Source organism: Streptomyces sp. NPDC003635 (assembly GCF_053587635.1).
In genome coordinates, this window is the sequence record NZ_JBSFOK010000023.1 from 24792 (window position 1) to 37265 (window position 12474).

10 protein-coding genes are annotated in these 12474 nt (G+C 70.8%); all 10 read left to right on the forward strand.

Annotated elements, in window-relative coordinates:
• Positions 1-64 precede the first annotated feature (64 nt).
• The 10 genes from rsmH (at position 65) to ftsQ (ending at position 12461) form a co-directional block, all read left to right on the forward strand.
• Entirely contained in the window at positions 65-1021 is a 957-nt protein-coding gene (rsmH, locus tag ACWDRW_RS21915) for a 16S rRNA (cytosine(1402)-N(4))-methyltransferase RsmH (protein ID WP_451725484.1), read from the forward strand.
• Positions 1022-1075: 54 nt separating this feature from the next.
• On the forward strand, positions 1076-1534 hold the full coding sequence (locus ACWDRW_RS21920) for a septum formation initiator family protein (protein WP_451725485.1): 459 nt from the start codon (positions 1076-1078) through the stop codon (positions 1532-1534).
• A 7-nt stretch (positions 1535-1541) separates the two neighbouring features.
• Complete coding sequence (locus ACWDRW_RS21925) at positions 1542-3497, forward strand: peptidoglycan D,D-transpeptidase FtsI family protein (protein WP_451725487.1); 1956 nt, start codon at positions 1542-1544, stop codon at positions 3495-3497.
• A 163-nt stretch (positions 3498-3660) separates the two neighbouring features.
• Positions 3661-5181, forward strand: coding sequence for a UDP-N-acetylmuramoyl-L-alanyl-D-glutamate--2,6-diaminopimelate ligase (locus tag ACWDRW_RS21930; RefSeq protein WP_451725488.1), 1521 nt, complete (start codon positions 3661-3663; stop codon positions 5179-5181).
• Positions 5182-5185: 4 nt separating this feature from the next.
• Positions 5186-6592 carry a UDP-N-acetylmuramoyl-tripeptide--D-alanyl-D-alanine ligase gene (locus tag ACWDRW_RS21935; RefSeq protein WP_451725489.1) on the forward strand — a complete coding sequence of 469 codons (1407 nt, stop codon included), beginning with the start codon at positions 5186-5188 and terminating at the stop codon, positions 6590-6592.
• Complete coding sequence (gene mraY / locus ACWDRW_RS21940) at positions 6589-7662, forward strand: phospho-N-acetylmuramoyl-pentapeptide-transferase (protein ID WP_451725490.1); 1074 nt, start codon at positions 6589-6591, stop codon at positions 7660-7662. Before ACWDRW_RS21935 ends, mraY begins: the two co-directional genes overlap by 4 nt.
• Positions 7644-9083 (forward strand): UDP-N-acetylmuramoyl-L-alanine--D-glutamate ligase, encoded by a 1440-nt coding sequence (murD, locus tag ACWDRW_RS21945; RefSeq protein ID WP_451725491.1) that lies wholly within the window; start codon positions 7644-7646, stop codon positions 9081-9083. Before mraY ends, murD begins: the two co-directional genes overlap by 19 nt.
• Positions 9084-9180: 97 nt before the next feature.
• The gene (gene ftsW, locus ACWDRW_RS21950; protein ID WP_451725493.1) at positions 9181-10542 is read left to right on the forward strand and encodes a putative lipid II flippase FtsW; all 1362 of its coding nucleotides are present in this window, start codon (positions 9181-9183) and stop codon (positions 10540-10542) included.
• Positions 10543-10548: 6 nt separating this feature from the next.
• Positions 10549-11640, forward strand: coding sequence for an undecaprenyldiphospho-muramoylpentapeptide beta-N-acetylglucosaminyltransferase (gene murG / locus ACWDRW_RS21955; RefSeq protein WP_363158094.1), 1092 nt, complete (start codon positions 10549-10551; stop codon positions 11638-11640).
• A gap of 26 nt (positions 11641-11666) precedes the next feature.
• Positions 11667-12461 carry a cell division protein FtsQ gene (gene ftsQ / locus ACWDRW_RS21960; RefSeq protein ID WP_451725495.1) on the forward strand — a complete coding sequence of 265 codons (795 nt, stop codon included), beginning with the start codon at positions 11667-11669 and terminating at the stop codon, positions 12459-12461.
• Positions 12462-12474 lie beyond the last annotated feature (13 nt).

Here is a 12474-nt window from a genome sequence, read left to right on the forward strand (position 1 = left end):
CAGTTTGTCGGGGGAGGGCGGGGACCCGGCGGTGCGTACCGCCCGCCGGACCTGAGAGGGCCCCTTGAGCAACAGTCGACATGTCCCGGTGATGCTCCAGCGGTGCCTGGACATGTTGGCCCCCGCCCTGCAGGCCCCCGGAGCGGTCGTCGTCGACTGCACGCTCGGCCTCGGCGGCCACAGCGAGGCCCTCCTCCAGCAGTTCCCCGAGGCCCGGCTCGTCGCCCTGGACCGGGACAAGGAGGCCCTGCGCCTGTCCGGCGAACGGCTCGCCCCCTTCGGTGACCGGGCCACCCTGGTGCACGCCGTCTACGACGAGCTGCCGGGCGTGCTGGACCGGCTCGGCATCGCGCGCGTACAGGGCGTGCTGTTCGACCTCGGTGTCTCCTCCATGCAGCTCGACGAGGCCGACCGCGGCTTCGCCTACGCCCAGGACGCCCCCCTGGACATGCGCATGGACCAGACGACCGGCGTCAGCGCCGCCGAGGTCCTCAACACCTACCCCGCCGGGGAGCTGGTGCGGATCCTGCGCGCGTACGGCGAGGAGAAGCAGGCCAAGCGGATCGTGGCCGCCGTCGTGCGCGAGCGCGAGAAGGAGCCCTTCAGCAACAGCGCGCGCCTGGTGGAGCTGATCCGGGACGCGCTGCCGCAGGCCGCCAAGCGCACCGGCGGCAACCCGGCCAAGCGCACCTTCCAGGCGCTGCGCATCGAGGTCAACGGCGAGCTGTCCGTCCTGGAGCGGGCGATTCCGGCCGCTGTGAAGGCCCTCGCCGTGGGCGGCCGGATCGCCGTGCTGTCCTACCACTCCCTGGAGGACCGGCTGGTCAAGCAGGTGTTCGCGGCAGGTGCCGCCACCACCGCGCCGCCCGGTCTGCCGGTCGTCCCCGAGCAGTACCAGCCCCGGCTCAAGCTGCTCACGCGCGGTGCCGAACTTCCCACCGAGGAAGAGGTCGCCGAGAACCGGCGGGCGGCACCGGCGCGACTGCGCGGGGCGGAGCGCATCAGGGAGGACGTCGAGTGAGCCGCACCCGCGGAGGGCGTGAGTGAGTAGGAAACTCCAACCGAGGCAGGGCTCGTGAGTAGGAAACCCGAACTCAGGGGAAGGGCGGCCCGGCTCGCACGGCTCTTCCCCGCCGGGCGCGCACAGGCCGCCCGCACTCCCTTCGTCCTCCTCGTCGTGCTGCTCCTCGGCGGCGGGCTCATCGGACTGCTGGTGCTGAACTCCGCGCTGAGCGAGGGCGCCTTCCGGCTCGACGACCTCCAGAAGGAGACCAAGAGCCTCACCGACGAGGAACAGGCGCTCCAACGGGACGTCGACGCCTACTCGGCCCCCGACGCCCTGCTGCGCCGGGCCCGCGAACTCGGCATGGTGCCGGGCGGCGACCCCGCCTTCCTCGACCCCGACGGCACGGTCAGGGGCGTCCCGGCCCCGGCTCCCGCAGCCGCCCTCGAGACGGACGTACATCCCCTGGTCCTGGCCCCCGAAGCGTTCACGACCATGCCCGCGACCCCCCTCACGACCCCCGGCAGGTGACGGAAGAGTGGCCGAGTCAGGCAAGCAACCGCCGCGCCGCCGGGTCCCCGGTCCCGCACGGCCCGACCGCCCCGCCGGCCGGCGCACCCCCGGCCCCGGCGCCCGCCCGGCCCGGCGCCCGGCCCCGCCCCGCCCCGCGGCCCCCCAGGCGCTCCGGCTGGGCAGCCCCCGCCCCCGGCTTCGCATGGTCGGCCTGGCGCTCACCCTCGTCCTGATCGCCTTCGTCGTACGGCTCCTCCAGGTGCAGGCCGTCGACGCCAGCACCTACGCGGCCAAGGCCGAGAAGAACCGGTACGTCGGCTACACCCTGGCCGCCGAGCGCGGCGGCATCACCGACCGCAACGGCGTGGCCCTCGCGGCCAGTGTGGACGCGTACGACATCACGGCCGACCCCACGATGTTCACGCGCAAGGCGCTGAAGGTCGCCGACGGCCCGGAGCAGGCCGCCGCCCTGCTGGCCCCGATCCTCGGCCAGGACCAGACGGCGCTCACCAAGAAGCTCAGGGCCGAGGGCCAGTACGTACTGCTCGCCAAGCGGCAGACCCCGCAGGTCTGGAAGCAGATCAAGGACCTCAAGAGCGCCCTCGCCACGAAGCAGGAGACCGATCCGAGCACCGTCAACGCCCTCGCGGGCGTGTTCTCGGTGGCCAGCAGCAAGCGGGTGTACCCCAACGGCGACCTCGCCGCCGGGATACTGGGCTGGGTCAACTACGACGGCAAGGGCGGCGGCGGAGTCGAGCAGCAGCTGGAGAAGGAGCTGGCCGGCAAGAACGGCAAGATCCGCTACGCCCAGTCCGGCGGCCGCCAGGTGCCGACCGCCGGCTCCACCGAGACGCCCGCCGTGCCCGGCAGCGACGTCGAGCTCACCATCGACCGCGACATCCAGTGGGCCGCGCAGAACGCGATCAGCGAACAGGTCGAGAAGTCCAAGGCCGACCGCGGCTATGTGATCGTGCAGGACACGAGGACCGGCGAGATCCTCGCCATGGCCAACTCACCCGGCTTCGACCCCAACGACCTGTCCAAGGCCGACGGTAACTCCCTGCACAACTGGAGCGTGGAGGACGCCTACGAGCCCGGCTCGACGGCCAAGGTGATGTCCATGGCCGCCGTACTGGAAGAGGGCGCGGCCACCCCCGACACCCATGTCGTGGTGCCCAACCGGCTGCACCGCGGCGACCGGCTGTTCCGGGACGACATCGACCACCCCACCTGGTACCTCACGCTCAACGGCGTGCTCGCCAAGTCCAGCAACATCGGCACCATCCTCGCCACCGGGCAGCTCGGCAAGACGCAGGCGGAGTCCAACAAGGTCCTCTACTCCTACCTGCGCAAGTTCGGCCTGGGGAAGTCCACCGGGCTCGGCTTCCCCGGCGAGACCAGCGGCATCCTCGCGCCGCCGGACCAGTGGTCGACCTCGCAGCAGTACACGATTCCTTTCGGCCAGGGTGTCTCCCTCAACGCGATGCAGGCGGCCTCGGTCTACTCGACCATCGCCAACGGCGGCGTCCGCGTCGAACCCTCCCTGGTGCGCGGCACGAAGGGCCCCGACGGACGCTTCACACCCGCCGAGAAGCCCGAGAAGACACGGGTCGTGAGCGCCAGGACGGCGAAGACCCTCGCCCGGATGCTGGAGTCGGTCGTGGACGACCGGGAGGGCACCGGCACCAAGGCCCGCATCCCCGGCTACCGGGTGGCGGGCAAGACGGGTACGGCGAACCGAGTGGATCCGGCCACCGGCAAGTACAAGGGCTACACCTCGTCGTTCGCCGGGTTCGCTCCCGCCGACCAGCCGCGGATCACCGTCTACTGCGCCATCCAGAACGCCACCGAGGGCAGCTACTTCGGCGGCCAGATCTGCGGGCCCGTGTACAAGCAGGTCATGGAGTTCGCCCTGAAGACCCTCCAGGTGCCGCCGACCGGTGCCGCCCCTGCCAGACTCCCGGTCACCTTCTCGCCCTGACCCGTACCGAGCAGCCAGGAACCACCTCGTGACAACGATCACCCCGGATCCCGGGAACCGCGGACCGTCCGCCGCCTCGCTTCGCTCCGAAGCGGGTGGGCCCGGTACGCTCACCGCCGTGCCACACGCTGATCAGTCCCAAACCACCCAGAAGGGCGCACCCGTGACATATCCCGGGCCGCCCCGGCCGGTCCAGGTCTCCGCCACACCCCTCGCGGAGCTCGCCGACCAGCTGGGTGCCGCACGGCCGGGCCAGGACGCGGAGGTCACGGGCATCACCCATGACTCGCGTGCCGTCCGCCCCGGCGATCTGTACGCCGCCCTGCCCGGCGCCCGCCTGCACGGCGCCGACTTCGTCACCCAGGCCGCGGGCCTCGGCGCGGTCGCCGTGCTCACCGACCCGACCGGCGCCGAACGCGCCGCCGCCACGGGCCTGCCCGTGCTGGTCGTGGCCGACCCGCGCGGACAGATGGGCGAACTGGCGGCCACGATCTACGGCCACCCGGGCCGTGATCTGCTCCAGATCGGCATCACCGGCACCTCCGGCAAGACCACCACCGCCTATCTGGTCGAGGGCGGTCTGAAGACCGTCCGTTCCACCGGCCTGATCGGCACCGTGGAGATGCGGATCGGCGACGAGCGCATCAAGTCCGAGCGCACCACTCCCGAAGCCACCGATCTCCAGGCCCTGTTCGCGGTCATGCGCGAACGCGGGGTGGAGGCGGTCGCCATGGAGGTCTCCAGCCACGCGCTGGTCCTCGGCCGGGTCGACGGCTGTGTCTTCGACATCGCCGTCTTCAACAACCTCAGCCCGGAGCACATGGAGTTCCACTCCGACATGGAGGACTACTTCCAGGCGAAGGCGCAGCTGTTCACGCCGAAACGCAGCCGACTCGGCGTCGTCAACCTCGATGACGAGTACGGCCGCCGGCTCACCAAGGAAGCCACGGTCCCCGTCGTCACCTTCTCCGCCGAGGGGCATCCGGACGCCGACTGGCGCGCCGAGGACGTCCAGGTCGGGCCCATGGACTCGACGTTCACGGTGATCGGCCCCAAGGGCGAGCGGATCAGCGCCCGCTCGCCGCTGGCCGGACCCTTCAACGTGGCCAACACCCTCGCCTCGATCGTCGCCCTGTCGGTCGCCGGTCTCGACCCGCAGTCCGCGGCCGACGGCATCGCCGCCGTCCCCGGAGTGCCCGGGCGGCTCGAGCGGGTGGACGAGGGGCAGCCGTACCTCGCGGTCGTGGACTACGCCCACAAGACCGACGCCGTCGAGTCGGTGCTCAAGGCGCTCCGCAAGGTCACCGAGGGCAGGCTGCACATCGTGCTCGGCTGCGGCGGCGACCGGGACCGGACCAAGCGCGCACCGATGGGCGCCGCCGCGGCCCGCCTCGCCGACACCGCCGTGCTGACCTCCGACAACCCCCGCTCCGAGGACCCGCTCGCGATCCTCGCGGCGATGCTCGAGGGCGCGGCCTCCGTGCCGGCGCACGAACGCGGTGAGGTCCAGGTCTTCGAGGACCGGGCCGCCGCCATCGCCGCCGCCGTCGCCCGGGCGATGCCCGGGGACACCGTGCTGGTCGCGGGCAAGGGCCATGAGCAGGGCCAGGACATCGCCGGGGTGGTGCGTCCCTTCGACGACCGCCAGGTGCTGCGCGAAGCTATCCAGAAGACCCAGGGATGAACTTGTGATCGCCCTCTCTCTCGCCGAGATCGCAGAAGTCGTCGGCGGGCAGACGTACGACATACCGGATCCGTCGGTGCGGGTCACCGGACCGGTCGTCCGGGACTCCCGTGAGGTGACGGCCGGCAGCCTCTTCGTCGCCTTCGTCGGCGAGCGCGTCGACGGCCACGACTTCGCGGCCGCGGTCGTCGAGGCGGGCGCGGCGGCCGTGCTGGCCTCGCGGCCCGTCGGTGTTCCCGCGATCGTCGTGGACGACGTCCAGACGGCACTCGCCGCCCTCGCCCGGCACGTCGTGACGCGGCTCGGCGCCACCCTCGTGGGGCTCACCGGCTCCGCGGGCAAGACCAGCACCAAGGACCTGATCGCCCAGGTGCTCCAGCGCAAGGCGCCGACCGTGTTCACGCCCGGCTCGCTCAACAACGAGATCGGGCTGCCGCTCACCGCGCTCAGCGCCACCGAGGAGACCAGGTTCCTCGTGCTGGAGATGGGCGCCCGGGGCATCGGGCACATCCGCTACCTCGCCGAGCTGACCCCGCCGCGGATCGGCCTGGTGCTCAACGTCGGCAGCGCCCACATCGGCGAGTTCGGCGGGCGGGAGCAGATCGCCCAGGCCAAGGGCGAACTCGTGGAGGCGCTCCCGGAGGACGGCGCCGCGATCCTCAACGCCGACGACCCATTGGTACGGGCCATGGCCTCCCGTACGAAGGCGAAGGTGCTCCTTTTCGGAGAGTCCGACGAAGCGGACGTACGCGCTGAGAACGTGCGACTCACGGACAGCGGACAGCCTTCCTTCATGCTTCACACACCCTCCGGTGCAAGCGAAGTGACCATGCGCCTGTACGGTGAGCACCACGTGTCGAACGCGCTCGCCGCGGCCGCCGTCGCCCACGAGCTGGGCATGTCCGCGGAAGAGATCGCCACCGCGCTCTCCGAGGCGGGCTCCCTCTCCCGCTGGCGGATGGAGGTCACCGAGCGCCCGGACGGCGTGACGATCGTCAACGACGCCTACAACGCGAACCCCGAGTCCATGCGAGCGGCCCTGCGCGCGCTCGCGGCGATGGGCAAGGGGCGGCGGACCTGGGCGGTGCTCGGCAAGATGGCCGAGCTCGGGGACGAGGCGCTCGCCGAGCACGACGCGGTCGGACGGCTCGCCGTCCGGCTCAACGTCAGCAAGCTCGTCGCGGTCGGGGGCAGGGAAGCGTCCTGGCTGCAACTGGGCGCATATAACGAGGGTTCGTGGGGTGAGGAGTCGGTGCACGTGTCCGACGCACAGGCGGCGATCGACCTGTTGCGCAGCGAGTTGCGCCCGGGGGACGTCGTACTCGTGAAGGCGTCCCGGTCGGTCGGCCTCGAGAGCGTGGCGCAGGCGCTCGTCGAGTCCGGTGCCGAGGGTGAGGTTGCCGCCCGATGATGAACCAGATCCTGTTCGCGGGAGTCATTGGCCTCTTCCTGACCCTGATCGGCACTCCGCTGCTGATCAAGCTCCTCGCCCGCAAGGGCTACGGCCAGTACATCCGGGACGACGGCCCGCGCGAGCACGCCAGCAAGCGCGGTACGCCGACCATGGGCGGTATCGCCTTCATCCTGGCGACCGTTGCCGCGTACTTCCTGTCGAAGCTCATCACGGGCAAGCCGCCGACCTACTCCGGTGTGCTGGTGCTCGGCCTGATGGTCGGCATGGGCCTGGTCGGCTTCCTCGACGACTACATCAAGATCGTCAAGCGGCGTTCGCTGGGTCTGCGGGCCAAGGCGAAGATGGCGGGCCAGCTGCTCGTCGGTGTCTCCTTCGCGGTGCTCGCGCTGCAGTTCGAGGACGCCCGCGGCAACACCCCGGCCTCCACCAAGTTGTCCTTCATCACGGACTTCGGCTGGACGATCGGCCCGGTGCTGTTCGTGGTCTGGGCGCTGTTCATGATCCTCGCGATGTCGAACGGCGTGAACCTCACCGACGGTCTGGACGGTCTGGCCACCGGCGCCTCCGTCCTCGTGTTCGGCGCCTACACCTTCATCGGCGTCTGGCAGTTCCAGGAGTCCTGCGCCAACGCGCAGATCCTGCCCAGTCCCAACGCCTGCTACGAAGTGCGTGATCCGCTCGATCTCGCCGTCATCTCCGCGGCGCTGATGGGTGCCTGCCTCGGCTTCCTGTGGTGGAACACCTCGCCGGCCAAGATCTTCATGGGCGACACCGGTTCGCTCGCGCTCGGCGGTGTCCTGACGGGCCTGGCCATCTGCTCCCGTACGGAGCTGCTGGTGGCCGTCATGGGCGGCCTGTTCGTGCTGATCACCATGTCGGTGGTCATCCAGGTCGGATCCTTCCGGCTCACCGGGAAGCGGGTCTTCCGGATGGCCCCGCTCCAGCACCACTTCGAACTCAAGGGCTGGTCCGAGGTCCTTGTGGTGGTCCGCTTCTGGATCATCCAGGGCATCTGTGTGATCGTCGGACTCGGGCTCTTCTACGCGGGATGGGCAGCGGAAAAGTGACCTCCTCGGGGCCTGTCGACTGGCAGGGCAAGCACGTCACCGTCGCCGGACTCGGTGTCTCCGGTGTTCCGGCGGCCAAGGTGCTGCACGCGCGCGGGGCGATCGTCACGGTCGTCAACGACGGCGACGACGCACGCGCGCGTGAGCAGGCCGCGGAACTGGAGGCGCTGGGCGTCACCGTGCGCCTCGGTGACGGCGCCACCCTGCCCGAGGGCACCGAACTCGTCGTCACCGCGCCCGGCTGGAAGCCCGACAAGCCCCTGTTCGAGGCCGCCCGCGCGGCCGGCCTGGAGATCTGGGGCGACGTCGAACTGGCCTGGCGCCTGCGCGGCCCGGACGCGGCGCCCTGGCTCGCGGTCACCGGGACCAACGGCAAGACCACGACCGTGCAGATGCTGGCGTCGATCCTGAAGGCGGCGGGGCTCAGGACCGCGGCCGTCGGCAACATCGGCGTCTCGCTGCTGGACGCGGTGCTCGGCGAGGAGCGGTACGACGTCCTCGCCGTGGAGTTGTCCAGCTACCAGCTCCACTGGGCGCCCTCCCTGCGCGCCCACTCGGCGGCGGTGCTGAACCTCGCCCCCGACCACCTCGACTGGCACGGCTCCATGGAGGCGTACGCCGCCGACAAGGGCCGTGTCTACGAGGGCAATCGCGTCGCCTGTGTCTACAACGTCGCCGACAAGGCCACGGAGGACCTGGTGCGCGAGGCGGACGTCGAGGAGGGCTGCCGGGCCGTCGGCTTCACCCTCGGCACCCCCGGACCGTCCCAACTCGGCGTCGTCGAGGGCATCCTGGTCGACCGCGCCTTCGTCGAGAACCGGCGGCAGAACGCCCAGGAGCTCGCCGAGGTCTCCGACGTCAACCCGCCGGCCCCGCACAACATCGCCAACGCCCTTGCCGCGGCGGCCCTCGCGCGCGCCTTCGGGGTGCCCGCCAAGGCCGTACGCGACGGACTGCGGGCCTTCACCCCGGACGCCCACCGCATCGCGCACGTGGCGGACGTGGCCGGGGTCGCCTACGTCGACGACTCCAAGGCCACCAACACCCACGCGGCGGAAGCCTCGTTGGCGGCGTACGAGTCCATCGTGTGGATCGCCGGCGGGCTCGCCAAGGGCGCCACCTTCGACGAGCTGGTCGCCAAGTCGGCAAAGCGACTTCGCGGGGTCGTCCTCATCGGCGCCGACCGGGCGCTGATCCGGGAAGCGCTCGCGCGACACGCCCCGGAAGTGCCCCTCGTCGAGCTCGACCGGACCGACACTGGGGCGATGCTCGCGGCTGTCCAGGAGGCCCAGCGGCTCGCCACCACGGGCGACACGGTGCTGCTGGCCCCGGCCTGCGCCTCGATGGACATGTTCGCCAACTACAACAAGCGCGGTGACGCGTTCGCGGAGGCGGTCCGCGAACTCACCACCGACGCCTGACGGCGGGTCTCGACTACCTAGGGTGCCTCGGGACCCTGGAGGGACGGGGTGACTCGGATGTGGCTCGGGTTCGGTGGGTGCGTGCGAGGAGCCGGTGATGTCCAGTAGCCGTACGGGCCGTCCCCCGGTCCAGCGAGCCGTCCGGCGGCCCGCCGCTCCCCGGCCGGGCCGCCAGAATCCCCTCCAACGGCTCTACACGCGCGCGAAGAAGGCCTGGGACCGGCCGCTGACCGCGTACTACCTGATCCTCGGCGGCAGTCTGCTGATCACCGTGCTGGGCCTGGTGATGGTCTACTCGGCCTCCCAGATCACCGCGCTGCAGATGTCGCTGCCCGGCTCCTACTTCTTCCGCAAGCAGCTGCTGGCCGCGCTCATCGGCGCCGGGCTGCTGTTCGCCGCCTCGCGGATGCCCATCAAACTGCACCGGGCGCTCGCCTACCCGATCCTCGCCGGCGCCGTCTTCCTGATGGCGCTGGTGCAGGTGCCCGGGATAGGAGTCTCGGTCAACGGCAACCAGAACTGGATCTCCGTCGGCGGCCCCTTCCTGCTCCAGCCCAGCGAGTTCGGCAAGCTCGCGCTGGTGCTGTGGGGCGCCGACCTGCTCGCCCGCAAGCAGGACAAGAAACTGCTGACCCAGTGGAAGCACATGCTGGTGCCCCTGGTCCCGGCCGCCTTCATGCTGCTCGGGCTGATCATGCTCGGCGGCGACATGGGCACCGCGATCATCCTCACCGCGATCCTGTTCGGCCTGCTGTGGCTGGCGGGGGCGCCGACCCGGCTGTTCGTCGGAGTGCTCTCGATCGCCACCCTGCTCGGGCTGATCCTGATCAAGACCAGCCCGAACCGGATGGCCCGCCTGCAGTGCCTCGGCGCCACCGAGCCCCAGTCCGGACCGGTCGACTGCTGGCAGGCGGTGCACGGGATCTACGCGCTCGCGTCCGGCGGGATCTTCGGATCCGGGCTCGGGGCGAGTGTGGAGAAATGGGGACAACTACCCGAAGCCCACACCGACTTCATCTTCGCCGTCACCGGTGAGGAACTGGGCCTGGCGGGGACGCTGTCGGTGCTCGCCCTCTTCGCGGCTCTAGGCTATGCGGGTATCCGCGTGGCCGGACGCACGGAGGACCCCTTCGTGAGGTATGCCGCGGGAGGCGTGACCACCTGGATCACCGCGCAGGCGGTGATCAACATGGGTGCGGTGCTCGGTCTGCTGCCGATCGCCGGCGTCCCGCTCCCGCTGTTCTCCTACGGAGGGTCCGCCCTGCTGCCGACCATGTTCGCCATCGGGCTGCTGATCGCCTTCGCACGCGACGAGCCCGCTGCGCGGGCGGCGCTTTCGATGCGGCAACCCCGCTTTGGTAGAAAGCGGGGTGCTGGGGGTTCCGCTTCCGTCAGGGAACCCCGGAGATGGAACACGATGCGACGGCGTGCCTCGGCGCGTACGTCCGGAGAGCGGTGAATTTCGGTGCATGTCGTACTCGCCGGCGGAGGAACCGCGGGCCACATCGAGCCCGCGCTCGCCCTCGCGGACGCCCTGCGCAGGCAGGACCCGACCGTGGGGATCACGGCCCTGGGCACGGAGCGCGGTCTGGAGACCCAGCTCGTTCCGCAGCGCGGCTACGAGCTGGCGCTGATCCCGGCCGTTCCGCTGCCCCGCAAGCCGACCCCCGAGCTGATCACCGTCCCGGGCCGGCTGCGCGGCACGATCAAGGCCGCCGAGCAGATCCTGGAGCGCACCAAGGCGGACGCCGTCGTCGGCTTCGGCGGCTATGTGGCGCTGCCCGGCTATCTCGCCGCCAAGCGCCTGGGCGTGCCGATCGTGATCCACGAGGCCAACGCCCGCCCCGGGCTCGCCAACAAGATCGGCTCGCGGTACGCGGCCCGGGTCGCCGTCTCCACCCCCGACAGCAAGCTGCGGGACGCGCGCTACATCGGCATCCCGCTGCGCCGCTCCATCGCCACCCTCGACCGGGCCGCCGTACGCCCCGAGGCCCGCGCGATGTTCGGACTCGACCCGAACCTGCCGACCCTGCTCGTCTCGGGCGGCTCGCAGGGCGCCCGGCGCCTGAACGAGGTCGTCCAGCAGGTCGCGCCCTGGCTGCAGCAGGCGGGGATCCAGATCCTGCACGCGGTCGGCCCGAAGAACGAACTGCCGCAGGTGCACCAGATGCCGGGAATGCCCCCGTACATCCCGGTAAGTTACCTGGACCGGATGGACCTCGCGTACGCCGCTGCCGACATGATGCTCTGCCGCGCCGGCGCGATGACCGTCGCCGAACTCTCCGCCGTCGGACTGCCGGCCGCCTATGTCCCGCTGCCCATCGGCAACGGCGAACAGCGGCTGAACGCCCAGCCGGTGGTCAAGGCGGGCGGCGGACTGCTGGTCGACGACGCGGAACTCACCCCCGAGTGGGTGCAGCACAACGTCCTGCCCGTGCTCGCCGACCCGCACCGGCTGTACCAGATGTCCCGTGCCGCCGCCGAGTTCGGCCGCCGGGACGCCGACGACCTGCTCGTCGGCATGGTGTACGAGGCGATCGCCTCGCACCGACGCTAGGGCTGTATGACGAAAGGGCGGAGAGCGTGGCCGGATCGACGACCGCTGAACGCGGTGCGCGCCAACAGGAGTCGTCCGGCCCGCCTCCCGCCCGAAGGCTGCGGCCCCCACGGCTTCGTACGATCATCATTCTCGCCGTCGCGCTCGTGCTCCTCGGCGCGGGTGGCACTTATGTGCTGTACGGCTCCAACTGGCTGCGCGTGGAGCGCGTGACGGTGTCGGGGACCCGGGTGCTGACGCCCGCGCAGGTGCGCGAGGCCGCCGACGTGCCGGTCGGATCCCCGTTGGTCTCCGTCGACACCGACGCCATCGAGGCGCGTCTGGCGCGCGAACTGCCCCGAATCGACGTGGTGGAGGTCAGTCGTTCCTGGCCGCACGGAATCGGGCTGAAAGTGACCGAGCGAACCCCGGTTCTGATTGTGCAAAAGGGTGAGAACTTCGTCGAAGTGGACGAAGAAGGCGTCCGTTTCGCCACGGTTTCCGAAGCGCCGAAAGGCGTGCCCGCACTGGAATTGACGCTCTCTCCGTCCGGTTCCGCCGCCGCGAGCCTGCGCCGCTTCGACGAGGACCGTCTGGTGCGCGAGGCGGTCCGGGTCGCGGGGTCGATTCCGGCCGCCGTCGCGCGGGACACCCGGACCGTCAAGGTCCGTTCCTACGACGCCATCTCGCTGGAGTTGACCGACGGTCGGAGCGTCGACTGGGGCAGCGCGGAGAAGGGTGCGGCGAAGGCTCGCACACTCGCCGCCCTGATGAAAGCCTCGCCGGACGCCCGGCACTTCGACGTGAGTGTTCCCACCGCCCCTGCGTCATCAAGGAGTTGACGCACATCAGCGC